The sequence below is a fragment of the Candidatus Nitrosotenuis aquarius genome, from assembly GCF_002787055.1.
GTDB classification, from domain to species: Archaea; Thermoproteota; Nitrososphaeria; order Nitrososphaerales; family Nitrosopumilaceae; genus Nitrosotenuis; species Nitrosotenuis aquarius.
Genome location: NZ_CP024808.1, coordinates 284,083 through 307,608 on the forward strand (window position 1 = coordinate 284,083; position 23,526 = coordinate 307,608).

A 23,526-nucleotide genomic window follows, 5' to 3' on the forward strand; every position below is an offset into this window, starting at 1 on the left:
ATTCTGATTCTATATTGACAAAAAAACGGCAGATTCTAGTCATAGGAAATAATGAGAGTGGATCGACTCCTGAGCTAGAAAAACTTGCGTATGCCGTTGGATTTGAAGTAGCAAAATCTGGTTCTGTTCTAATAACTGGTGGATTAGGAGGTGTGATGAAGGCAGCCTCGCATGGAGCACACGATGCTGGCGGGCTGACCATTGGGATAATTCCGCAGGACAATCCTTCATATGCAAACGAATACTGTGATATTGTCATTCCAAGTGGACTAGGGTTATCTAGAGATTTTCTTAATGCGTTATCGGCAGACGGCGTAATTATTGTGGGCGGTGGCTCTGGAACCTTGTCTGAAACTTGTGCTGCATACATGCACAAAAAACCAATCGCGGCATTAAGATCGTCTGGAGGAATCGCAACAAAATTTGCAGATCAATATTTAGATCATAGACAAAATGTCAAAATTGTAGGAGTAGAGACGCCACAAGAAGCTGTAGACTATATCCTAAGTCAAATTACTGCATAGATGTTAGCAGAGGATCTGGCTCGTAAAAAGCACCGTATTTTTGTGCCAAACCGTTTAACTCGGATATGATATTTTTGATGCCAAATTCTTTTGCAGTGTCAAAAATCGGTTTTTTGAGGCCAAGACCCAGCTGAGCTGCCTTTTCAATTTCTGTAATGTCGCTTGCCTTGTTTGTGACAAGCCATGCAGCATTGTTTAGTATGTTTGCAACAAGTGATATTGGGTTGCATTTTTTTGCCAATTCTTCATCAAGCTGGACCCGCTCATATTTCTCATCGGAATATTTGTAAAATCCCTCGCCTGTTTTTTGACCTAGTTTTTTGTCATTGTAGAGCTTCTCAATATGCGGATGTGGAAAGATGACTTTTTTGTCACGTATTTGTAATTCTATTGTTGCCTTGTGGATTACATCCATACCAGTAAAGTCTGCAAGCTCAAAAATTCCCATCGGGAACCCCATGGTGAATTTGACTGCAGAGTCGATTTCTTCTAAGGTATAGTTTTCTCTTTGTTTTAACCAACATGCTTCGTGAACCATGGGTATGAAAAGGCGATTCACTATGAATCCTGGAACGTCTTTTTTACAAATAACTGGCTCTTTTTTTACTGATTTAACATAATCTACCGTAAGGTTGACTATTTGTTGATCTGTTTTTTGTCCTGGAATTACTTCTACTAGCTTCATTAATTGTGGTGGATTGAAAAAGTGGATTCCGATAAATCTGTCTGGCCTGCTGGTTGTATTTGCTATTTCAGTAATCGGCAGTGTGCTGGTGTTTGACGCAAAGATAATCCGTTTGTCTGCTACTTGATCTAACTCGGAATATACTTTCTTTTTTAGTTCCATTATTTCTGGAACTGCCTCTATGACCATGTCTGCTGATTTTACTGCCTCTTTGAGGTCAACTACTGTCTTGATTCTAGACAGAATTGAGTCTGATTCTTGTTTTGAGATCTTTTCTTTACTTACTAGCTTTTCAAGACTCCATTTGATTTTCTCCATTGCCTTGTCCAAAAACTGCTGCTCGATATCTCGCAGTACTACATTATAACCAGACATTGCACTGACTTGGGCAATGCCGTGCCCCATGATGCCGGAGCCAAGAACTGTGATATTTTTAACTGTCAATATTTGTGGTGAATTCTTGTCCATTATAATGTATTTCGTGTTTTATGTCCTACAAAATAATTGTAAAATATATCAATGATTGAGCATTTTGTGTTTGCATGGATTGTATTTTTTGCAAAATAGCCAATGGTACAATTAAGGCAAGAATTGTATCTGAATCAAAAAAATCAATCGCTTTTTTGGATGCATTCCCATTGACAAAAGGACACACTCTAGTTATTCCAAAAAACCACTATTCCAAAATGCAGGATATTACTCCTGAGGATAACTCTGATCTGTTTTCTCTGATGTATGATCTAATTCCAAAAATTGATTCAATAACTGGCTCTTCTTTGATCTCAATTCATAATGGAAAAGATGCAGGTCAAGAAATTCCACACGTGCACATACATTTGATTCCACGCAGTCAATCTGATGGTGCTGGAGCAGTACATTCAATGTTCAAGAATAGACCAAAACTATCCGATGCAGAACTTGATGAAATCTTATTGAAGCTAAAAACTGGCTAGTAGGGGTATAGGCGCCTTCCCGTCTCCATATTTTCTACTTTGATTGCTTTTGTAGGGCATGTTTGTGCGGCATCCATTATTTTTTCGACACTTGCACCTGTCTGATTTATTACATTTGATTTAGGATTCATCTTTGATAGTTTATCGATATGAAAGACCTGTGGTGCTATTATTTCACAACTACAACATCCAATACACAGACTGTGCTCTACACTTGAAAACAAATTGGGTTTCTTTTCCTGTGTTATCTCAAAATCATATGGATTCTTGGTTTGTTCTGATTTTGCAGATTCGTAGTTTTTCCAAAATTCTGTAACGTATTCCTGCCAAAAATGTGGATCTGATTGTTCTGTTTGTTTTGTGTATTTACTCCAGTCTTCTTCTGGTGTTTTATCTGTATGACGTGCTCCCCATCTGGATGTGGATTTTTCTTGCTTTGTTCTGGGGCCTGTGTTTCTTTTTTGATTTAGTTTTGAGGAATGCACTCTGTTGTTTTTTAGAGTATGGTATGCCTCTGTGATCAGCTTAAATTTTTTTCCATCTTGTTCAGAGCCGTTTCTGTCTGGATGTGATTCTAAAACGAGCTTTCTGTATGCCTGCTTGACTTCACTATGTGTCGCATTAGGCCTTAGATTCAAAATTAGATATGCCTGCGATGAATCCAACAAATCTCATATCGGCTTACTGTTTTAAAAATTTGATTGATTGTGTTTTAATTTGTTAGGTTTTTCGCGCCATTCTGATTTATCAATAGTGCCATGTTGATCACCTGGCTGGATCTTAGGGATTCTTTTGGAACTGAAATCGATGTAATTACTCTGTCTTTGTTTATGCTGATCTGAATCTTTTGAATCAACGATTTGTATAGTATTGCTCGTTTGCCCTCAAATGATTCTGCCAGTCCGGTAGGAACAACAAATCCTTCCTCAATTAACTGATTCATTTTCCTATATCCTGATGTATTTGGCAAATTACACAAGCCCAGTATTTTTGGAATTGTTTCTGCGTTTTCTCGGATCAGATCTAGAATTAGTTTTTTGTCTGCATCTGCATATGTCTTTAGAATCATCTCTGCTAGATGTTTATCTCTAATTGTTATCCACGTTTCCGTCCCAGTTGATCTTTCGACTGTCAAGAAATTTCGTAGTATCCTATCTTCAATATTCTTTAATTCATCATCAAATTTTCGTAAAACTCCTTGCATTTTATCAAACTTGTTGAATACTTCTTGAAATGTAACTCCGTACTCTTGCTTTAATCTGAGGTTAATGTTTTTGATTCTCTCCGAATCTAATTCGTCTTGAATCGATTGAAAGATCGCCTTTAGCAATAATGTGTCTAATCCTTCCACATTGCCAAAAATACGATTCTTGCTTAAATTAATATCTAATAACATATTCAGTTGTTCTCGGAGAATCGTTCGGATGCGGTAACAAGCATCTTTACATCCGATGTAGAGTGCGCATTGGAAAATGCACCAAGTTTTCCGGGTAGGAAAAATATTCCGTCTTTTACAATCATTTCAAAGTGGAATTCATGTAGCGTTTTGACATCGCATTTTGATGCGTCCTGCGCATTGTTTATTTCTGAGATTCCGTTCTGTACAAAATGTATCATAAACAAAGAATCTTTTCCAGTTGTGATCACTTTGCCATCAAACACACGTGTAATTTTTCTTCGTGTGTCGTCTCCAAGTTTTTTGATCTTTGGATAGATTGACTTGTTATTCTTTAACACATCTAGTGTAGTTGCGCCCGCAATCATTGTCATTGGATTTGCTGAAAATGTTCCTCCGCCGATGTATGCCCGGTCTTTTCTTGAAAATGATTGAGTATCGGCATATTGCATGATATCATTTTTTCCGCAAATGACGCCAATTGGAAATCCCCCACCAACAATTTTTCCTAATGTGACAATGTCTGGATCCAAGTTCATGGTACTGTAGAGGCAGCCATTTCTGAACCTGAATCCCGTCACAATTTCATCCAAAATGTATAGCGCGTTTTTCTTTTTTGCAAATTCCTGTATTCCTTTGAGATAATCTTTTGTTGCAGGAATGCAGCCTGCTCCGCCGAGTATTGGCTCTATTATGATGCCTGCAAGATCATTTTTTGCAGACTGTAAAATACTAATTGATTTTTCCAAATCATTATAGGGCAATGATATTATGTGTTTTTCATCTGTAAGGCCACTACTTTCTGTTTGATTGAAAGGCCAGTTTACCGTTTTTAGTAGATCTGTTGTGTATCCATGCCATCCTCCATCGATTTTGGCAATTGTTTTTTTCTTGGTAATTGCACGAGCAAGTCTTACTGCATACATTGTGGCCTCTGTTCCTGTTGAAACATAGCGAATTTTTTCTGCAACTGGAATAACCCTTGCAATTCTTTCTGATAGTTCTATTGTGTTCTTGTTGACGGTTCCATACATCCAACCATTACGTAGTTGCTCACGCACACTGGCAAAGACGTGTGGTTCCTTATGACCCAAAATAAGACTCCAGTGCCCCATCCAAAAATCAACATATTTGTTGGAATCTATATCGATTAGGTATTTTCCAGATGCTGACTTTGTGACAAATGGATATGGTGCAAAAAATCGAATATTGTGGCTGACACCGTTGACGTGAAGTTTTTTCGATTCTGCAAATAGTTTGGCTGACTTTGCTGTTTTTTTTCTGTAAATCCTTTCTATGTTACCCAAGTCGCTTCTTGCCTTATATTGAGCAATATATTTTTGATCGAAAATTCCTAGATTTTTTGCAAAAAATTCTGCATGGTTTATATGATATTCTCTTTGTTTCCACTTTGCATACGTAACGCTTTGGCGGCGCTTGTGATGAAGTGTGGCATTATGCCATTTTGTGATTTACGAGCCTCCAGTTACGCATACAAAATGAGGATTTGATCAACTGATCTAATCTGAGTATGTGAAGATTAGTGCATTCCGTCCAATTCCAAAATGTAATAATAGTAAACCAAGAATCCCGTTGATCCTGCGGGACCTGACTGCTATCGGATTGGTACTAAGCCATGCGAGTCGTTGTAGCAATACAAGGCGAACTGCTCAGTAACACGTAGTTAACCTAACCTATGGATGGGGATAACCTCGGGAAACTGAGAATAATACCCAATAGACCACAGTGCCTGGAATGGCCTGTGGTTGAAATGATTTATCGCTGTAGGATGGGACTGCGGCCTATCAGCTTGTTGGTGAGGTAATGGCCCACCAAGGCTATAACAGGTACGGGCTCTGAGAGGAGGGGCCCGGAGATGGGTACTGAGACACGGACCCAGGCCCTATGGGGCGCAGCAGGCGAGAAACCTTTGCAATGTGCGAAAGCACGACAAGGTTAATCCGAGTGTCTCCTGCTAAAGGAGTCTTTTGTCAGTTGTAGAATCACTGGTGAATAAGGGGTGGGCAAGTTCTGGTGTCAGCCGCCGCGGTAAAACCAGCACCTCGAGTGGTCAGGAGGTTTATTGGGCCTAAAGCATCCGTAGCCGGTTGCATAAGTTTTCGGTTAAATCTATGCGCTCAACGTATAGGCCGCCGAAAATACTGTGCAGCTAGGGAGTGGGAGAGGTACACGGTACTCAATAGGAAGGGGTAAAATCCTTTGATCTATTGATGACCACCTGTGGCGAAGGCGGTGTACCAGAACACGTTCGACGGTGAGGGATGAAAGCTGGGGGAGCAAACCGGATTAGATACCCGGGTAGTCCCAGCTGTAAACGATGCAGACTCGGTGATGCATTGGCTTGTGGCCAATGCAGTGCCGCAGGGAAGCCGTTAAGTCTGCCGCCTGGGAAGTACGTACGCAAGTATGAAACTTAAAGGAATTGGCGGGGGAGCACCACAAGGGGTGAAGCCTGCGGTTCAATTGGAGTCAACGCCAGAAATCTTACCTGGGGCGACAGCAGAATGAAGGTCAAGCTGAAGACTTTACCAGACACGCTGAGAGGTGGTGCATGGCCGTCGCCAGCTCGTGCCGTGAGATGTCCTGTTAAGTCAGGTAACGAGCGAGACCCCTGCGTCTAGTTGCTACCATTACTCTCTGGAGTAGTGGAGCGAATTAGACGGACCGCCACAGTTAATGTGGAGGAAGGAAGGGGCCACGGCAGGTCAGTATGCCCCGAAACCCTAGGGCTACACGCGGGCTGCAATGGTATTGACAATGTGTTCCGAATCCGAAAGGAGGAGGCAATCATTAAACAATATCTCAGTTATGACTGAGGGCTGTAACTCGCCCTCACGAATATGGAATCCCTAGTAACCGCGCGTCACTACCGCGCGGTGAATACGTCCCTGCTCCTTGCACACACCGCCCGTCGTTTCATCGAAATTGGCCTTTAGTGAGGTAGTGTCTACTTGGCATTATCGAGCTTGAGGTCAGTAACGAGGGAAAAGTCGTAACAAGGTGACCGTAGGGGAACCTGCGGTCGGATCACCTCCTTAGATAAAGTGTGATGGATGCACTAATCTTCACGTACAAACCATCGATGCAATGCATCACGAAAGTGGTGTATGAAGGATGTAGCGGGGTACACCCAGTACCACGCAATGATCATCGTGCATAGTCGTGTAATATTGTGGCTAATCATACCAGTGCATAGACGCCAGTAGGAGGATTGCTAGGCTTGAGAAGAGAAGAAGGACGTGGCAAGCTGCGATAAGCCCGGGGTAGGCGCACGCGTCCTATGATCCCGGGATCTCCGAATAGGAATCCTGTATTTACATACACACCGTTCGCAAGAGCGGTGATCGAACCGTGGGAATTGAAGCATCTTAGTACCATGTGGAAGAGAAATCAATTGAGATCTCCCAAGTAGCGGCGAGCGAAACGGAGACAGCCCAAACTGAATCTGTTGTGGTAACATAACAGAGATGTGGTGTTCGGTTATGATATTACGATCCAAGAATGCAGCCGAAGTTTTTTGGAACATTACGGCATAGAGGGTGATACCCCCGTAGGCGAAACAGTATTGGATCTTATCATGACCAGAGTACTTGTCCTTGGCAGTGGGCAAGGAAATTAGGTGAAAGTAGCATCTAAGGCTAAACATTACTCAAGACCGATAGTGGACTAGTACCGTGAGGGAAAGCTGAAAAGTACCCCGGAAGGGGGGTGAAAAGTGCATGAAACCTACTGGTTACAGACGTGGGTGGCATGGAAGGTGATTTTTCCAGATTGGAGGTCCTAGCAATAGGGCTGAAGGTTTGGGTTTCTAGTCATCAGTGTCATCCGTTCCGTCTAGAAACACGGGCCAAGGAGCTTACCGTTATGGCGAGCCTAAACCTTAACAGGGTGGAGGCGAAGGGAAACCGAATTTCCGCAACATTGTGAGGGAAAGCGTGTGAAAGTGCGTAGAGTCATAGCGGCAAGGCTAGAAGCCGAGCGATCTATCCCTGAGCAAGCTGAAGGTGGGCGAAAGCCCGCTGGAGGGCTGAAGCAGTTCTAACGTGCAAATTGTTTGTCTGACTTGGGGATAGGGGTCAAAAACCAATCTAGCTCGGCGCTCGCTAGTTCCAACCGAAGCATCCCGTAGGGTGTCCTTTGTGGAGATAGCACTTCTTGTAGAGCACTGATAAGGTAGACCGGGGAAGAAATTCCTCACTACCTATTCAAACTCCGAATGGATGTGCGTCGTAGAAGCAGGGAGACGGGTTTGCGTGACGTAAGGTTCGCAACCGAGAGGGGTTTAACCCAGACCAAAGTTAAGGTCCCTAAATTTATGCTAAGTGTCAAGCGGAAGAGCGTCATTACGCCAAGACAGCAGGGAGGTAAGCTCAGAAGCAGCTATCCTTTAAAAAGTGTGTAACAACTTACCTGCCGAGCGTGGTGGCCTCGAAAATGGACGGGGCTAAAGCATAGTACCGATACTTTGGATACTTGCCTTAGGGCAAGTCATGGTAGGTTGGCGTAGTGATTGGGTCGAAGCAGGGCCGTGAGGTCCTGTGGACCGATTGCTATTGCAGATCTTGGTAGCAGTAACAGCATAGTAAGGTGAGAATCCTTACCTTCGCAAGTGCAAGGGTTTCCAGGCAATGCGTCATCAGCCTGGAGTTAGTCGGTCCTAAGAATAATCTCAACAGAATTATTCGAAAGGGGAACTGGTTAATATTCCAGTACCCGACAGTAGCGTTATCATCTATTTGATCGCTTTAAGATAGGGCAAGTACAACCGTCGTTGTATCTAACTTTTCTAGAATTGGGGAGTGTCGTAATGACGAGAACCAATTCGAGTTGGGAATGGCTTGGCGTTAGCTGAGTTTGTCCGAGTCTTGGGGACCGTGAAAAATCATGTAGAGAGCAATCTGTCGTGTCCGTACCGAGAACCGACACAGGTGCACTGGATGAGTAGTCCAAGAAGTATCGGGTATACCGTAGGCGAGGGAACTCGACAAATTAGTCCTGTACCTTCGGTATAAGGGATGCCTGCAATCCTAATGAGAAATTGGGATAGCAGGTTGCAATGACAAGGGGGTTCCGACTGTTTAATAAAAACACAGGTGACTGCTAGTCCGAAAGGATGTGTATAGTCACTGAATCCTGGCCGGTGCTGGTACCTAAAACTTGGGTTCAACCGAGCTAAGGGCCAGTTAACGCCGGGAGTAACTCTGACTCTCTTAAGGTAGCCAAATGCCTTGTCGGGTAAGTTCCGACGTGCATGAATGGAACAACGAGAGCCCCACTGTCCCCGCCTACAACCCGGTGAAGCTACATAAGGTGGACGAACAGTCCATCATCTTCCATCGGGGAGAGAAGACCCCGTGGAGTTTTACTGCAGCTTGTGCTTGCGGTATAGTTGACATTGCATAGTGTATCTGGTAGCCATGCTTAACGTCCTCCGGGATGTTAAGAAGCGTCGTTGTAACACCAGACCTTGTTTGCAGTATCGCTTATCAGGTGAAGACCTGAGACACGTGCAGGTGGGCAGTTCGGCTGGGGCGGCACCCCTTTGAAAAGATATCAAAGGGGCCCAAAGTTCAGCTCAAACGGGTCAGAAATCCGTTGAAGAGGGCAAAGCCAAAAGCTGGATTGACTGGATCTCCAAACGCACGGGATCCAGAGACGAAAGTCGGGCTTAGCGATCCTTCGTGTGCCCACTATTGGGGCCCGGAGGTGACAGAAAAATTACCCCAGGGATAACAGGCTCGTCGCGGGCGAGAGCTCCTATCGACCCCGCGGTTTGGTACCTCGATGTCGGCTTTTCCTATCCTGGTCCTGCAGCAGGGGCCAAGGGTGAGGCTGCTCGCCTATTAAAAGGGAACATGAGCTGGGTTTAGACCGTCGTGAGACAGGTCGGTCTCTGCCTGATGGAAGTGTGGTTATTTGAGGGGAAGTTGCTCCGAGTACGAGAGGAACAGAGCAGCGTGGCCACTGGTTTACCGGTTGTCTGACAAGGCAGGCCGGGCAGCTAAGCCATCTGGGCTAAGCGCTGAAAGCATCTAAGCGCGAAACCCTTCCTGAAACAAAATAACCTTTCTTACGATGGAGGTCGGTAGTAGAAGACTACTTTGATAGGATGGAGGTATAGATCACAAGCTTCGGCGAGTGGTGAGCCTGCCATTACTAATAGACCAACGCACTGGTTAGCCACATTACATAGAGACTATGCGCGATGATTTTTTCATTTAAAATCAAACCCTAGCGGAAGCTAGGTTTTGATTTTAAAATTACACGACTACAAATCTTTTATTATGGATGAAATGATGATTTTTTAATGAGTGATTCTGCACAAAACAAATTCTATGAATCAAAATGCGCTCAACTGACACAGGAAAAAGAGATCCGTTTTGCTGGAATCATTGACGAGTCCGGCAAATTGGTGGCTGGAGGATTCAAAAAAGGAATAACTCCACTTGAAAACAACGAGAACAAGCTTGATGATTTCATGGAGTTTGCATCTAGGGTGTCACTACGAAAGGAATTTGACAAAACTTTGGGTCCGATTAACTACCTTGCAGCAAGACGAGACAGACTGGTTTTGATAAGTTTTCCATTTCCAATCACTCGTTTTGTTTTGCTGATTTCTGCAGAACCAACAGTTGACATTGAAAATCTGGCAAAAAGAGTGGTTACAATCTTCAGTGTTACATCATAGAAACTGAAGAAGCCAATTAAACTTTTTAAATTACTGGTAATATATGAGCGTATGAATGAGGCATATGTTCTGCTAAATGTTGATTATAAAGAACAAAAAGACATTATTGAGAAAGCGAAAAAAATTCCCGGCGTAAAAACAGTAAAAACCGTATATGGTATTTACGATATTTTGATTATACTGGAATCAAACGACATGCAACAGATCAAAACTGCAATCGACGTTCACATTCATGGCATGAGTGGAATAAACAATCTTACTTCTTTGATATCTGTGAATTAATTGGTTCAAGAATACGACGTTGTAATAGTTGGGGCTGGACCTGCTGGTCTGTCTGCTGGTATATTTGTTGCAAGGCAAAAAACATCATGCTTTGTGATATCAAAAGACCTTGGAGGACAACTAAACCTCATCCCAAAACTGGAAAATTATCCTGGAACGATGATGTCAAGTGGACCACTGCTTGCCAAAACACTAGAAAATCAATTTCTTGTATTTGGAGGAGAGATGACATATGATACTGTGGAAAGAATTGATGAGGTAGAATCTGGACTCAAAGTAAAAACAACCCGATCCGAATATCTGGCAAAAGCAGTTGTTCTTGCTCCCGGCAAAGTTCCAAACAGCTTAGGGATACAAAATGAAAATCAGTTTGCAAACAAAGGCGTTCATTATTGTACCAAGTGTGATGCTCCATTCTATCAAGGGCGAGCAACTGCAACTGTTGGTGTTGGCGGTTATCTGGTTGAGTCTGGAATCTTGCTGTCCCGCATGGCATCCAAAGTTTATCTGATTTACAAGGGCGGCGCCCTTGGTGGTGACAAAGACCTAATTGAATCCATCAAAAGAAAAGAAAATGTAGAACTGGTCCCAAACTCTTCTGTTAAGGCAATCAGCGGGTCTAATTCTTTGCAACAAATCACGATACTGGATAATTCTGGCACTGAGAAAACAATCAATGTGGATGGCTTGTTCATAGAGATGGGCTCTAAAATTAACCTAGATTTTGTAAAGCACCTAGTCAAGATAAATCAAAAAGGCGAAATTGAGGTAGCCGAGGGTGGTAAAACATCACATCCTGCAATATTTGCTGCGGGTGATGCAACAAGCATTCCATACAAGCAAATTGTGGCTGCATGTGGGGATGGGGCCGCAGCTGGTCTTTCTGCATTTAATCATGTGGAAAAACTAAAGGGCAAACCTGGAATTCGAGCAGACTGGAAGAAAACAATCGGGGATACAGTATTTCATTACTAATGTGATACTGATCATTAGTAATTCATAAAAACATCTGATTTTTCATAGTTTTTGTTGATTAATACTGGGATTGCTTTGTTTGTTTTATCACTTGGTCTTTTGGTGGCTATGATTGACCCTGTTTTTGCAGATAGTTCGGTGCCTAGTGCACCGACCGGACTTTCTGCTAATGCAGTATCGCCAACGCAAGTGAACCTGTCTTGGTCAGCACCGTCCAACAATGGTGGATATCAAATAACAGGGTACAAAATTGAAGTCAAAAAAGGCTCTGCATCATATTCTAACTTGGTATCAAATACTGGAAATGCAACAACTACATACTCTCATACCGGTCTTACAACTGGCACAACATATTCTTACAAAGTTTATGCGATTAATTCAATTGGAACCAGTACTGCATCACCTGAGGCATCTACCACCCCGACTACCGGGTCAATCTCCTCACCGCCTGCACCTCCTACGGGAGTTGTCGCATCACCTGCATCCGCAACTCAGATCAATTTGTCTTGGTCAGCACCATCCAACAATGGCGGTTCGCCTATTATTGGCTATAAAATAGAATACAGGCAAGGCACATCTGGAACATATTCTATTCTTGTTGCAAACACTGCTAGCACTACCACATATTCTCATACCGGGCTAACAACAGGACAAGTCTATTTCTACAGAATTTACGCAATAAACTCTGTTGGAGCAAGCAATCCATCACCAGAGGCATCTGCAACCCCAACTGTATCCTCTCAGATCGCTGCCACAAACAGTGCTCCTGACTCTCCTGCAGGACTTGTAGCAACGTCTGTTTCAGGCACTCAGATCAATTTGTCTTGGTCGGCACCATCCAATGTGGGCGGATCTCCGATCACTGGATACAAAATTGAAGCAAAAAAAGGGTCTGGCTCGTTTGAAGTAATTACAGCAAACACCGGAAGTACAGTTACGTCATTTGCACATACTGGCCTCACAACTGGAACTCAATACTATTACCGAGTTTATGCGATTAATTCCATTGGAACAAGTAGCCCCTCTGGCGAATCATCTGCAACACCAAAAGAAACAACGGTACCGATACTTACTGGATTTGCTATCTCTCCAACTCAGATTTATCTTTCTTGGACTGCTCCATCTCAAACTTACAAACAATCAATCGGTGGCTACAAGATTGAGGAAAAACTTGGCACCGATTCATACAAAGTAATTAATGACAACACCGGATCTGTGAATAGTTATACAATTGGTAGCGTGATTACTGGAAAAACATACACGTATACAGTAACTGCGTTATTTACTGCCGGCTCCAGTCCACGATCAAACGAAATATCCGTTATGCCGTCTAGTACCTCTGTACCTCCTGCAGGTTTTTCAACCAAGCCCGTTACTGCGCCTACCCCCACTCCAGCCAAGCCTATCGGAAATGATCCTACATCGATTCTCAAAGCGCAACAAGAAGAATTAAAACGAAAAGCGCAGGAAGCCAGGGATGCAATGCTAAAACAGTCTGGTAAAGGCGACAGTGAGAAAGCAAAAGCATTACGTGAAGAAGCAAACAAGGCCAACGAAAAAGCAAGACAAGACGCAATCGCGGCAAAACAAAAACTGATTGCCGAGAAAAAAGAAGCTGCAATCAAGGCACAACAAGAAAAAATATCGAATCAAACTTCCAAAGTGCAACCATCAGAAACCGCTTCAAAAAAGCCAAAAACTCTCGAGGAAGCGCGCAAGCTAGCAGAAGAAGCAAAACAAAAGGCACTTGAGAAAGCAAACATCGACGTTAAAAAATCTGGATCAAGCGCAGAAGAAAAACAAAAAGCGTTAGATGCGGCCAAGGCAGCTGCATGGGAAAAAGCCAAAAAAGCACTGGAAGAACTCAAGGCAAAATCCCAAAAATAACCCACTGACAAGCAGATTTTTATTTACAATCTGATTCAGCTTGGCATGGTTACAAGTTCAGAACCAAACGTTGTCGGCGTAAATGTTCTAAAACAAAATGGTGTAGATATTGACGAGCTGATAAGACTTCTGATCTACAACGCATCGGTGGAATTTACTGCATACTATTATTTCACCAATCTTAGAATGCACTGCACCGGCGTAGATGGTGAGGGAATCAAAGGCGTAATCGAAGATGCGCGTCTTGAAGATCTCAGTCATTTCGAGTCCTGTCTGTCTAGGATCTATGAGCTTGGTGGAAGTCTACCAAATGACGCCACCGAGTTTATCAAAATGTCTGGCTGCGAGTTTCTGCAACTCCCGCCAAACAAAACTGATCTTAGGGCAATAATGGAAAGATGCCTCAAAGCAGAACAAGGTGCAATTGTAAACTGGAACAAAATATGTCAGATGACACATGGAAAAGATCCGGCTACATATGATGTCGCAAAAGACATCTTACGTGAGGAAATAGAACACGAGGCGTGGTTCTTGGAACTCTTGTATGGTAGACCCTCTGCACATATGAGACGAAAGTTTCCAGGCGAGCGACCGCACACTCACAAGCATTCTAGGGCATTAGGTTGAGCCTAGACTTTTTCTTATTTTTCTAAAGTACTGTGAAATCTCTTACGATCATAATAAGGCCAAAATTTATCTAGACCAAAAAAATGATAATGTTGATCCAATGCAAGAAGCATTTGTAACTGTTGGCGGCAGTAGGATTCGATACCTAAAAGCAGGATCTGGCAAGAAAAATCTATTGCTCATTCATGGGCTTGGGGCATCCGCAGAAAGATGGGAATTTGTAATTCCGAGTTTTAGCAAACACTTTACTGTTTATGTGCCGGATTTGATCGGATTTGGACTCAGTGACAAACCAAATGTGGATTATACTACGGAATTTTTCGCCGATTTTATCTCCTCGTTTCTGAGAGAAATAAATGTCACAAAGATCACCGTGGTCGGTTCTTCACTTGGCGGTCAAATAGCTATTGAATATGCAACACAGAATCAACAAAATGTTGAAAAATTGATTCTAGTCTCACCTGCAGGTGCAATGAAGCAATCCACTCCTGCACTAGACGCATACATAATGGCTGCTTTGTATCCTGACAATGATACTGCAAAAAATGCATTCTCTATGATGACTGGAAATAATAAAGAAATTAACCAAACCACTGTGGATGGTTTTGTGCAAAGGATGCTGATGCCAAACGCAAAATATGCGTTCATGTCTACAATTCTTGGACTAAAAAACGCACCAGAAATATCCACAAAACTAGAGGTGCTAGAAATTCCCACATTGGTTATCTGGGGCGAACTAGATCCGGTCATACCGATAAAATATGCGGAATATTTTGTGCAAAAAATTCGTGATTGCCGATTCTACCAAATGGAAAACTGCGGCCACACGCCTTATGTGGAAGATCCAAAAGAATTTGTCAAAATTGCGCTTGATTTTATTCGCTGAGTTGTGGTATCTTTAAATAACTAGTGCACCAAACAATACCGATGATTGGTAACAATAACCAAGATTATCTATCGATGTTTCAAGAATGGGTGCAAAAAGGTGGACGTGCACAGGCAGAATTCATGAAAGCATTTTCAGCATATATGGAGAATAATCAAAAATTTGATCCAGTAAATACCCTCAAAGAACTGACTACAAAATCCTCTGAGGCGCAAGCCAATCTTATGACAAACATGTCAAATACGCAAAAAAATGTCATGGAGCAATTTTTCAATATGGGTAATTTGATGCAAAACTTCATTGGGTATGGTGCTTTTAAGACAACAATTGGAAGTAATGGGAGAATCTCAATTCCAGAAGCAGAGCGCGATGCACTGCGAATCAATGAAGGCGACCTAGTCCAAGTAGTTGTGATTCCTCTAGAAAAAAAGAAGCGTCAATCCTAAGATCTTTCTTTAATCCACTGGCAAAGCTCAGGCAAAATTTGTTTTTGTGAAAAAGAACTGGCAATCATTCCAACATGTCCTATTGGATATACTCGCATCGTTTTGTCCTCACTAGAAACAGCATAGTATATCGGCATGCTACACTCTGGTGAGACTAGATGATCCCCTACAGCTACCTGAACAAAAATTGGCATGGTGATATTTTTGAGATTAATTTGTTTTCCACCTACATACATCTTGTTTTGGATTAGTAGATTCTCCTGATAAATATCCCTTATCCACTGTCTGAATAACTCTCCTGGTATGGGTGGAGTGTCACTTAGCCATTTTTCGACGCGAAGAAAGTTATCTACAAATTCTTTATCGTGTATATTTTTAAAGAATTTGTAATATTTTTCCAATCCTTGCTCAAATGGTTTTAGAATTGAAAAGCAATAATACATGAATTCTGGCGGCATATTGCCGATTGTATCAACCAACATGTCAATTTTCATGTGTTTTGCCATGTTGCTTACTACGGTGGTGTCCTTCCATCCATCAATTACTGGCGCGGTAACTACCAAATTACGCACCTTTTCTGGGTGTAATGTCGAGTAAATTGTAGCTATTGTCCCACCAGTGCAGTATCCTTGTACTGATATGTTGTCAACTTGGGCTTCTTTTCTTATGAAATCTACACAATTATCCATGTACAAATTAACATAGTCATCAAAGTCAAGATATTTGTCAATGTTTGACGGTGTGCCCCAATCGATCATGTATACGTCAATTCCGCTTTCGAGCAGCTTTCTTACCCAGCTTTTCTTTTGTTGAATGTCTAAAATGTGAAATCGATTGATGATTGCATAGCTTATCAGAAAGGGCGTCTTGGTTTGCTTTTCAACAAGTGGTCTGTAATGTAGCAGCCGCATTTTGTCTTGCTCATATACGACATCAAACGGAGTTGACTCTAATGTTATTTCATCTGGCGCTGGGACTAGCTTTGGCGCCTCTGTGACATTTTTTGTAAAACTGAGGAATTCTTCTACTAATTTTGGATCAATTATTTCACTTTGCATTTGTCTTCTCCTCATTTCTTTCTAGTTTTGTGATTCTTTTTCTTAGCTCGTGTAATTCTTTGTAGACTTCGTCAATCTCTTTTCGTGTCGGCAGTTTCATAGATTGTAAAATTACATTGGTGATGCTTTCCCAATGTCTGCTTAATTCCAATTCCGCTGAGACCAATTTTCCATAGTTTTCGCCAAATTTCTCGGAATCAAAAAGCTGGGTAAAATCGTTTTCAAAAATGTCAATCCAAACTCGCTTGTATGCTTCTAGGTGTTCTACATCTTGTGGAATTGTGGGAATTTTCGCATTGACCTTCTTCTGTGATTCTGTCCATGTCTCTGAGAGCTGTTTGTAATATTCTGTCAATCTCTGGTTGAATTCTATTAAATCATCATTTGCGTCAATTAATTCCGTTATGACTTTTTTTGCGTCGTTTCCCCAATTTCTTGATGGTCCAACGGATGTTAGTGCAATCGGTTTGCCTGACATGAGGTGTAACAAGTCAGTCCAGAATAACGATGCGTGTTTGAAATAATCGAGCGGAAGCTTGACGTCTTGTGACATGTTGATTAAATACACAAGCTCGCAATAAATAGTTCGTCTTCTAATATGCTATGTCAAATTATGGAGGAATCGTAATGGAAAAAGACGTATTATGCGAGTCGGTAAAAAAATTAGACTCATCCATACGTTTTGTGGGGCTGATAAATGCCAAGGGTCATCTGGAAGCGGGTGGAATGACTGAGGGAAAAAACACTCTAGAAGACACTAAAAAAGACGAGATGCTCTACATGGAGCTTGCTCTGCGAGTCAGAATGCGTCAGGAATTTGACCAGGAATTAGGTCCTGTGAGATTTGCCATGTCGTACAGAGACAAGGTGATTGTGATGAGCTTTCCAATAAATAAAGAAATTCTACTTGTTTCTGCAGAAAAAGATCTAAATTTTGCTAAATTTCCATTTGAGACTCTTAAATTAATAGAGCAATACCGCAAGTGAAAATATCAGATTAGTTTAAGATACGAATCATTGCAACATTATGCCGTGGAAAATAAACTGATCATTCTCTTGTCACTGGTTGTGCTGACGGGATTGTATGGTGACATTTATGCAGATGTGATGATCCCAGAAGATGAAATTCTAGGATACTATGATTCTGAGGGAATTTACACCATTGTGGGCGCAGTAAAAAACACTGAAAACTATGCTGTATTGCCAGTGATTCATTTGACTATACTTGATAATGGCAAAGAGATCTCTATTGTCCAGAGTCTTCCGACTGTTTTTCCAAATAAGGACATTCCATTTAAAATCAAATCTCACGAAATATCTGGGACTGATGCATCAATTACGAGTTTTGATGTAACGTTCAGGCAAGCTTTTGATACACATGAGTCAAAAGTAGAAGTAGTCTATGACAGAACACTGAAAAAACACGCAGATGGCCACCTAACTGGAAAAATAATCAACAAAGGAAATCAAACTCAATACAATGTCAAAATTTACGCCACAATTCATGGAGAGAACAATTCATTCATTGATACTGCAAAAAACCTTGAAAAAATCGATAAAATAGAGCCTGGCCAAATCATTAACTTTACAATGTATCCTGATCCTACTGTTGCGCAAGACATTCATTATTACAGCTGTTTTGCAATAGGTGATGAAACAATTATTCCATTATATGCTGTCAGGGATGGTGAAAAATTCAATTTTCGTTATGATTCTACTGCGTGGTTTGTAGTGGATGAGGGATTTGATGAGACCGGCACAATACTTTCGCTTAAAGGCGTGAACTCTTTTAGGTTCCCCACATATGTGAATTTTGAATTTCCAAAGACTTCGGAAAATGAAAAATTTGCAGTTGCCGTTGATGGTAAGACCATTCCTTTCATCCAAAGTATCGATGAAGAAGGTAATTGGCATGTCGCGTTTGATGTATCGGGTTCTACTCAGAACAAGATTGTGATTTCTGGCTTTGAGAAACCAAATTTAGTCACTGACCAAAAAAGTGAGTCAATCGTGGAGTCGAGCGAACCTGTGGCTGAGTCACAAGGCACACAGGCCGAATCGCAAAAGGAGGCGGATTATTCTAACTTGTATTATGTGGTTCCTGTCATTATTGCTGCTGGAATCGGAATTGTTGTTTTTTCACTTAGAAAAGCAAAGCCTGCAGTCTAGCTTTTTGGCAGCATTATTGTAAATGTCGTTGGGTTGTTTTTTGCCGAGATGGTACCACGATGTCTCTCTATGATGTTTTTACAGCTTGCCAAACCAAGACCAGTTCCAGTTGTCTTTGTAGTAAATAATGGTTCAAAGATTTTTTCCAAATTGTCTTCACTGATGCCTGGGCCGGAATCCTCGACTTCTATTATTACGTGATCTTTTGTTTCTGACGCATTGATTGTGATTGTACCTGATTTGTCCATTGCCTCAATTGCGTTGCTAATCAAGTTCACAAAAACAATTTCAAGCTTATCGATATCGCACATAATTTGAGGATTATTTTTTGGTAAATGTACTGTGACATCGTCTGACGTTTGTACTCTGTCTATGATTTTTTTTAGAATGTCATGTAACGAATGAGTCTGTAGCTTCAACGGAGGTAATTTTATGTAATTTAGAACATCTTCTATTTGATGATACATTTTTCTTGCTTCTTCTTCAATCAATGCAAGCTGGTCTAGTGATCTCTTGTCAAGTTTATTTTTAGAGTTCTTTCTGACCATTGTAGTATAATTGATTATGACCGTTAGTGGATTGCGCATATCATGAGTGATTCGCGATGTCAGCTCTCCAATATGTATCAGCTTGTCTAGTTTTTGCCGTCCGTCTTGCTCTTCTACTGCCATGAGGTTTATCCTGTTTCTAGTAGTGTTTTAACTTATTTGCATACTTTGAGCCTAATTTACAAAAATGGTTCTGAAGGACCATTGGGGATACCATTTGGTCTGGCAAGGGAAATTTATGGCATTGGTCCAACAGACCTAACAAACCAAAGACAATTCAGTTAGTATTCTTGTGTATGTCTAAATGATTCAAACAACACATCATGTTTATTCCATACATTTTGGCAGCTTACCATCGTGTTTTTCTTGATATTCTTTTAAGAGTTGAGAGCCAATCTGCTCGTGATTTGATGCTATTGAATACTTGAATCGTTTTGCTTCTTTGATGCATGAATTGTTTAGTGATTCTGAAATTGATTGTCTGAGGTTTGCCGTATTCCCAATGTACAAAATCTTCATTGCTGCATGCATCATGTAAACGCCACCCTCTTCGGGAATCTTTGATATCTGTTCCAAGTTATAATCTAGCCATTCCGACCATGCAATTTCGGTCATACTGTGCTGATTCTGTGGCCTTGTTTTGAATGTTATTTATCTAGCAGTCCCTTTAGTCCAACACAACGGTTCCTAATTGTTACCTCGGTAACTCCTGCGGCCACCGATATGTCCTTTTGCGATCTAATTTCTCCATTAGATACACATGCCAAATACAGTGCAGCTGCAGCAAGACCCATTGGGTCCTTTCCTGCAACCATTCCTATTACTTTAGCTTTGTTGAGTATCTCCATTGCTTTTCTTTTGGTTTTTTCAGAAAGATTTGCCATGCTTGCAATCCTTGCTATCCCTTTTGTTGGGTCTGCTACCGGCATTTTGAGATCTAGCTCTTTGTATATGAGTCTGTAGCACCTTGCTACGTCTTTTCGCCTGATGTTGATGCTCTCTGCAACGTCGTCTAGGGTTCTTGGAGTCTCTGTATTCCTGCATGCTGCATAAAGACAAGCAGCAATCAGTCCGTGAATGGATCTGCCTCTAACTAGCTTTTTCTCCATTGCCTTTCTGTAGATATATGCTGCCTTTTCAATTACTGCGTCCGCAAGACCCAACTTGTCTTTCATTTTTCCAAGTTCATTTAGTGCCTGTCTTAGATTTCTATCTGCAGATGTATGTGCCTGGGTTCTGCTGTCCCACGTTCGTAATCGTTCAATAGAATTCTTCATCGACGCTGATAATGGTTTTCCCGTGGCGTCCTTGTCCGCACTTCCTATCACGGTGGATAATCCCATGTCATGCATCGTAAGTGATGTGGCGGCACCTACTCTACTTTTGTCTGATTCGTCATTTGAAAACGATCTCCATTCCGGCCCAGCCTCCTCAATTTTTTCTGCTGCCACATAGCCGCAATTTCTGCAATAAATCTCGCCAGTTACTGCATCTACCTGTATGGTGTTCTTTGCACATGATGGGCATCTTGACTGCGATGTTGTCATCAGTCTATCTATAGGTCATTTTTAGTTATTATGGGTTCTACACAATTTCGATGATTATTTGTGTGTAGGTCAAGCTAAGACTCATTCTATGATTATAGAACCTGTTTTTGGGATTTTTGTCTAGAGTGGTCTTTTAGCTTATCCGCAAGTTCTCTGAATATTTCATTTACGCTAACGTCGATCAGGTTAATCGTTGCATTGTCTTTTATGATTTGTCTTTCATATTTTTCTTTGAGTGCAAACATTACTGATGACCAATGCAGAACTCCTTTGATTTTTTCCTCCACTATGATATTTGTGTCCGGAAAATTAAATGACTGAAACACCACACCGTTTGTCCAGTTTATGGTGGGTATTGCACCACCTGCGGTTTTACTGCTAAATGCAATCTGAGTCATCCAGTCTTCAAAATTATACTCGATGACTTCGTGTATTACGAGCTTTTTCCATGGTTCTATTGAAATCTCCAAGATAATGTGGCTTTGAATGTCGGAATTATATAACTTTCAAAAGACTCGCGGAAAAATCTATGGCATGATATGTGGCTGTCTGTCTGTTTTGAACAGACAAGATCTATTATTTTATTCGAGAATCGATACCCTGGGGATTAAATGAACCACGAAGAAATCATCAAAAATTTAGGCTTTTTTGGCCTAGAAGAAATCGACACCCAAGTATACATGGGATTACTCCAAACAGGACCAGTGTCCGTTGGAACTCTATCTGCAAAGCTGGACATTGACAGAGGCAAGACATATCGTGCATTAAACAGATTAAGAAACATGGGTGTAGTCAGCACTACATTTTCAAATCCGACACTGTGCTCTGCAATTCCACCGATGGAGGCATTGAGCGTGATCTTGGATAGAAAACAAGACGAATTGATCACAATGAAAAATCTGTCTGAGAAAATAATTCAAGACATTGATGTCATAGTAAAAGAAACCGACATGCAGGAGATTTCTTCCTTTGTAATAATCCAAGGACGCTCAAACATCTACTCGAGAATCAGTAAATTACTCCAAAAAGCAACCGGCGTAGTATATCTGGTTGGTCCCCCTGAAGACTTTATGAGAATGTATCATACCACAATTCCAGAAAGAATTCAACTGATTCGAGAAAATGGTGCTGAAGTTAGAATTCTAACTGAAATATCTGGAGAAAAAGAACTGGCCTTTATTCAAAGACTGAATCCAACTGAGATCCGTTTAGGAAAACTCCCTTCAAAAAGCAGAATGGTGGTGGAAGAAAACAGACAACTGATCATGTCTGGAGCACTGACTACTTCTATGGATCTAAATGACGAAAATGATTCTGTAATGCATACTAACTCTTCTGAAATGGTTAGCAATATGTTTAGTTTGTGTGCGTTACTTTGGAACAAATCCAAGACTGCGGAAATCTTGGTTACTCCAAAAACAAAGAAGGTCAGATCACAATGATGGGATACAAACCAGTTCACTGTGAGTCTCTTGATAACAAAATTTATCCAGAAGTAAATTCTGCAAGAAAAGAACTATACCAAAAAAGAAAAGAAGACTTGGTGAAAGAACTAGTGGATCCGATTTGCGTAATATCTAATGCAAATGAGCTTTTGTCATCTCGTCTTGGAAAATTCGTCGATGATGAAACTCGAGCTTATTTTGAGATGATATCTCGGGCAATAACAAAAACAAGGACGCTAGTCGAAGAACTGCGCCAAGAGACTAACTGAGAAGACAATACGCGTATTTGGGCTTCATAGATGGATACATGATGCTGTCTGCGTTATCGGTGTGTCCTAGGCCAATGGCGTGTCCTAGTTCATGTCTCATTATCTTTTCAACGCTTGCTACGTCATACAGCTGAAAACTACCATCACAATTGTAATCCCCTAGAGCAACTTCCACTACTCCTTTTCCTATATGTGCGTGCCCTAGTACTCCCTCTCCGAGCTTTCTTACTGTCCAGGTGACCCAGATATTTGCATCTGATTTGGTCTCTGTATAAGAGAACTTTACAATTGCTTTTCCCTGAGTCGAATTGAAGACATGACTTTCCCAGAACTTGGTTGATTGGGTTAATGTGCTCACATGATCTAATGGAAGTCCTGTGGGTTGTTTGTTTACAAAAATCTTGTAGTTCAGCACGTACGTGTTATTCTCTCGTGTTATGATGGGATCTGGAAATCCCGAAGAGCCTGCTTTTACTTGCTGTTCAAAATTCCATCGCTCATAATCTCGCAAGAATTTTTTAATCACATCGAAACTTGGGTTTGGATACTCAATGTATCGTTTGTCTTTTGTCGCTTTGGAAGAGATCTTGCTTGTGTATGATTCAAATGTTTTCTGATCTGGCGTCATACTCCAGTTCTTTGGCTTCTCAGTTGGTTTGTATGGGTATTTTTTGATTACTTTGTCTGCAAATTCCTTATAGTTTTTTGCTACTGTGTTGTTTGGATACAACTGATATGCTCGGTCAAAGTAGATTTTTGCTTCTTTGTACTCGCCATAGTTGCCAAAGCCCACTCCGAGTCCAAGTAGCGCTGTGATGTCCCTGCTGTCTTTTTTGTAAACCTTGTAAAAGTCTGACATTGATTTTTGGTGCAAACCTAGGTTGCTTTGTGCAACTCCTTTCATTTTTAGTACTGTTGCATGATCTGGATAGTTTTTGAGAATTTTATCATATAATACGATTGCTTCTTTGTATTGCCCCTTTACAAAGTGTTTTGCGGCTTCTTTGTATGCAATGTTTGCCTGTTTGGCTACTTCGTCTGCGAAAGTCGGTTCCGTCTGAATGGTTATTAACGTAAATACTACAAAAATCATAATAACGAAATATTTCATGTGATGATT

At 41.3% G+C, this 23,526-nt stretch carries 24 protein-coding genes and 2 rRNA genes; 15 read left to right on the forward strand and 11 right to left on the reverse strand.

Going from position 1 to position 23,526, the window contains the following annotated elements; genetic code table 11:
* Positions 1–14: 14 nt before the first annotated feature.
* Positions 15–524 (forward strand): TIGR00725 family protein, encoded by a 510-nt coding sequence (locus NAQ_RS01685; RefSeq protein WP_100181953.1) that lies wholly within the window; start codon positions 15–17, stop codon positions 522–524.
* Here NAQ_RS01685 and NAQ_RS01690 read toward each other — a convergent pair.
* Positions 514–1,653, reverse strand: coding sequence for a 3-hydroxyacyl-CoA dehydrogenase family protein (locus NAQ_RS01690; RefSeq protein ID WP_100183388.1), 1,140 nt, complete (start codon positions 1,651–1,653; stop codon positions 514–516). The genes NAQ_RS01685 and NAQ_RS01690 overlap by 11 nt on opposite strands.
* A gap of 98 nt (positions 1,654–1,751) precedes the next feature.
* On the opposite strand from NAQ_RS01690, the gene NAQ_RS01695 reads away from it, so the two are divergent.
* On the forward strand, positions 1,752–2,162 hold the full coding sequence (locus NAQ_RS01695; RefSeq protein WP_100181954.1) for an HIT family protein: 411 nt from the start codon (positions 1,752–1,754) through the stop codon (positions 2,160–2,162).
* On the opposite strand, the gene NAQ_RS01700 is transcribed toward NAQ_RS01695, so the two are convergent.
* Genes NAQ_RS01700 through NAQ_RS01710 form a run of 3 tightly spaced genes read right to left on the reverse strand, consistent with a single transcriptional unit; the run spans position 2,159 to position 4,865 of the window.
* Positions 2,159–2,827, reverse strand: coding sequence for a DnaJ domain-containing protein (locus tag NAQ_RS01700; protein ID WP_100181955.1), 669 nt, complete (start codon positions 2,825–2,827; stop codon positions 2,159–2,161). The two genes, NAQ_RS01695 and NAQ_RS01700, sit on opposite strands and share 4 nt — an antisense overlap.
* A 47-nt stretch (positions 2,828–2,874) precedes the next feature.
* On the reverse strand, positions 2,875–3,513 hold the full coding sequence (locus tag NAQ_RS01705) for a hypothetical protein (protein ID WP_100181956.1): 639 nt from the start codon (positions 3,511–3,513) through the stop codon (positions 2,875–2,877).
* A 47-nt stretch (positions 3,514–3,560) separates the two neighbouring features.
* Entirely contained in the window at positions 3,561–4,865 is a 1,305-nt protein-coding gene (locus tag NAQ_RS01710) for an aspartate aminotransferase family protein (protein ID WP_100181957.1), read from the reverse strand.
* A gap of 279 nt (positions 4,866–5,144) precedes the next feature.
* Between NAQ_RS01710 and NAQ_RS01715 the strand changes: the two genes are divergently transcribed.
* From NAQ_RS01715 to NAQ_RS01755, 9 genes are all read left to right on the forward strand, one after another.
* Positions 5,145–6,615: ribosomal RNA gene (locus NAQ_RS01715) — 16S ribosomal RNA — on the forward strand.
* Between the two features lie 146 nt (positions 6,616–6,761).
* Positions 6,762–9,758 (forward strand): 23S ribosomal RNA (locus NAQ_RS01720).
* The 16S and 23S rRNA genes sit together here, the layout of an rRNA operon.
* A 128-nt stretch (positions 9,759–9,886) precedes the next feature.
* Complete coding sequence (locus NAQ_RS01725; RefSeq protein WP_100181958.1) at positions 9,887–10,267, forward strand: DUF6659 family protein; 381 nt, start codon at positions 9,887–9,889, stop codon at positions 10,265–10,267.
* A 51-nt stretch (positions 10,268–10,318) separates the two neighbouring features.
* Positions 10,319–10,549 (forward strand): Lrp/AsnC ligand binding domain-containing protein, encoded by a 231-nt coding sequence (locus tag NAQ_RS01730; RefSeq protein WP_100181959.1) that lies wholly within the window; start codon positions 10,319–10,321, stop codon positions 10,547–10,549.
* Positions 10,550–11,524, forward strand: a complete 975-nt coding sequence (locus NAQ_RS01735) for an NAD(P)/FAD-dependent oxidoreductase (protein WP_100181960.1) — start codon at positions 10,550–10,552, stop codon at positions 11,522–11,524.
* Between the two features lie 138 nt (positions 11,525–11,662).
* Entirely contained in the window at positions 11,663–13,411 is a 1,749-nt protein-coding gene (locus NAQ_RS01740; RefSeq protein ID WP_162858569.1) for a fibronectin type III domain-containing protein, read from the forward strand.
* A 45-nt stretch (positions 13,412–13,456) separates the two neighbouring features.
* Positions 13,457–14,038 (forward strand): DNA protection during starvation protein, encoded by a 582-nt coding sequence (gene dps / locus NAQ_RS01745; protein WP_100181962.1) that lies wholly within the window; start codon positions 13,457–13,459, stop codon positions 14,036–14,038.
* A 100-nt stretch (positions 14,039–14,138) separates the two neighbouring features.
* Entirely contained in the window at positions 14,139–14,924 is a 786-nt protein-coding gene (locus tag NAQ_RS01750; protein ID WP_100181963.1) for an alpha/beta fold hydrolase, read from the forward strand.
* A 74-nt stretch (positions 14,925–14,998) separates the two neighbouring features.
* On the forward strand, positions 14,999–15,370 hold the full coding sequence (locus tag NAQ_RS01755) for an AbrB/MazE/SpoVT family DNA-binding domain-containing protein (RefSeq protein WP_245871656.1): 372 nt from the start codon (positions 14,999–15,001) through the stop codon (positions 15,368–15,370).
* Here the strand turns inward: NAQ_RS01755 and phaC are convergent.
* On the reverse strand, positions 15,367–16,428 hold the full coding sequence (gene phaC, locus NAQ_RS01760) for a class III poly(R)-hydroxyalkanoic acid synthase subunit PhaC (RefSeq protein WP_100181965.1): 1,062 nt from the start codon (positions 16,426–16,428) through the stop codon (positions 15,367–15,369). The two genes, NAQ_RS01755 and phaC, sit on opposite strands and share 4 nt — an antisense overlap.
* Positions 16,418–16,981, reverse strand: coding sequence for a poly(R)-hydroxyalkanoic acid synthase subunit PhaE (locus NAQ_RS01765; protein WP_245871657.1), 564 nt, complete (start codon positions 16,979–16,981; stop codon positions 16,418–16,420). The genes phaC and NAQ_RS01765 overlap by 11 nt, the downstream gene beginning before the upstream one ends.
* 74 nt (positions 16,982–17,055) lie before the next feature.
* Here NAQ_RS01765 and NAQ_RS01770 point away from each other — a divergent pair, with 74 nt between their 5' ends.
* A complete protein-coding gene (locus tag NAQ_RS01770) occupies positions 17,056–17,415 on the forward strand; it encodes a DUF6659 family protein (protein ID WP_245871658.1) in 360 nt (119 codons plus the stop codon).
* 45 nt (positions 17,416–17,460) lie between these two features.
* A complete protein-coding gene (locus NAQ_RS01775; RefSeq protein ID WP_162858570.1) occupies positions 17,461–18,597 on the forward strand; it encodes a peptidase in 1,137 nt (378 codons plus the stop codon).
* On the opposite strand, the gene NAQ_RS01780 is transcribed toward NAQ_RS01775, so the two are convergent.
* From NAQ_RS01780 to NAQ_RS01795, 4 genes are all read right to left on the reverse strand, one after another.
* Positions 18,594–19,268: a sensor histidine kinase gene (locus tag NAQ_RS01780; protein WP_100181968.1), complete on the reverse strand. Its 675-nt coding sequence runs from the start codon at positions 19,266–19,268 to the stop codon at positions 18,594–18,596. The genes NAQ_RS01775 and NAQ_RS01780 overlap by 4 nt on opposite strands.
* 204 nt (positions 19,269–19,472) lie before the next feature.
* On the reverse strand, positions 19,473–19,760 hold the full coding sequence (locus tag NAQ_RS01785; protein ID WP_100181969.1) for a DUF7508 domain-containing protein: 288 nt from the start codon (positions 19,758–19,760) through the stop codon (positions 19,473–19,475).
* A gap of 32 nt (positions 19,761–19,792) precedes the next feature.
* The gene (locus NAQ_RS01790) at positions 19,793–20,692 is read right to left on the reverse strand and encodes a transcription initiation factor IIB (protein WP_100181970.1); all 900 of its coding nucleotides are present in this window, start codon (positions 20,690–20,692) and stop codon (positions 19,793–19,795) included.
* A 92-nt stretch (positions 20,693–20,784) separates the two neighbouring features.
* Complete coding sequence (locus tag NAQ_RS01795; protein WP_100181971.1) at positions 20,785–21,162, reverse strand: hypothetical protein; 378 nt, start codon at positions 21,160–21,162, stop codon at positions 20,785–20,787.
* A gap of 141 nt (positions 21,163–21,303) precedes the next feature.
* Here NAQ_RS01795 and NAQ_RS01800 point away from each other — a divergent pair, with 141 nt between their 5' ends.
* Positions 21,304–22,134, forward strand: a complete 831-nt coding sequence (locus tag NAQ_RS01800) for a TrmB family transcriptional regulator (protein ID WP_100181972.1) — start codon at positions 21,304–21,306, stop codon at positions 22,132–22,134.
* Entirely contained in the window at positions 22,131–22,406 is a 276-nt protein-coding gene (locus NAQ_RS01805) for a hypothetical protein (protein WP_100181973.1), read from the forward strand. Before NAQ_RS01800 ends, NAQ_RS01805 begins: the two co-directional genes overlap by 4 nt.
* On the opposite strand, the gene NAQ_RS01810 is transcribed toward NAQ_RS01805, so the two are convergent.
* Positions 22,399–23,517, reverse strand: a complete 1,119-nt coding sequence (locus NAQ_RS01810; protein WP_100181974.1) for a M57 family metalloprotease — start codon at positions 23,515–23,517, stop codon at positions 22,399–22,401. The genes NAQ_RS01805 and NAQ_RS01810 overlap by 8 nt on opposite strands.
* Between the last annotated feature and the right edge of the window lie 9 nt (positions 23,518–23,526).

Excerpts from the sequence above, each read along its gene's own strand:
- NAQ_RS01755 (WP_245871656.1), top strand. The coding sequence starts at position 14,999 with ATGTTTCAAGAATGGGTGCAAAAAGGTGGACGTGCACAGGCAGAATTC.
- NAQ_RS01695 (WP_100181954.1), top strand. The coding sequence starts at position 1,752 with ATGGATTGTATTTTTTGCAAAATAGCCAATGGTACAATTAAGGCAAGA.
- NAQ_RS01770 (WP_245871658.1), top strand. The coding sequence starts at position 17,056 with ATGGAAAAAGACGTATTATGCGAGTCGGTAAAAAAATTAGACTCATCC.
- phaC (WP_100181965.1), bottom strand. The coding sequence starts at position 16,428 with ATGCAAAGTGAAATAATTGATCCAAAATTAGTAGAAGAATTCCTCAGT.
- NAQ_RS01810 (WP_100181974.1), bottom strand. The coding sequence starts at position 23,517 with ATGAAATATTTCGTTATTATGATTTTTGTAGTATTTACGTTAATAACC.
- NAQ_RS01790 (WP_100181970.1), bottom strand. The coding sequence starts at position 20,692 with ATGACAACATCGCAGTCAAGATGCCCATCATGTGCAAAGAACACCATA.
- NAQ_RS01730 (WP_100181959.1), top strand. The coding sequence starts at position 10,319 with ATGAATGAGGCATATGTTCTGCTAAATGTTGATTATAAAGAACAAAAA.
- NAQ_RS01805 (WP_100181973.1), top strand. The coding sequence starts at position 22,131 with ATGATGGGATACAAACCAGTTCACTGTGAGTCTCTTGATAACAAAATT.
- NAQ_RS01765 (WP_245871657.1), bottom strand. The coding sequence starts at position 16,981 with ATGTCACAAGACGTCAAGCTTCCGCTCGATTATTTCAAACACGCATCG.
- NAQ_RS01750 (WP_100181963.1), top strand. The coding sequence starts at position 14,139 with ATGCAAGAAGCATTTGTAACTGTTGGCGGCAGTAGGATTCGATACCTA.
- NAQ_RS01800 (WP_100181972.1), top strand. The coding sequence starts at position 21,304 with ATGAACCACGAAGAAATCATCAAAAATTTAGGCTTTTTTGGCCTAGAA.
- NAQ_RS01785 (WP_100181969.1), bottom strand. The coding sequence starts at position 19,760 with ATGACCGAAATTGCATGGTCGGAATGGCTAGATTATAACTTGGAACAG.
- dps (WP_100181962.1), top strand. The coding sequence starts at position 13,457 with ATGGTTACAAGTTCAGAACCAAACGTTGTCGGCGTAAATGTTCTAAAA.
- NAQ_RS01780 (WP_100181968.1), bottom strand. The coding sequence starts at position 19,268 with ATGGCAGTAGAAGAGCAAGACGGACGGCAAAAACTAGACAAGCTGATA.
- NAQ_RS01725 (WP_100181958.1), top strand. The coding sequence starts at position 9,887 with ATGAGTGATTCTGCACAAAACAAATTCTATGAATCAAAATGCGCTCAA.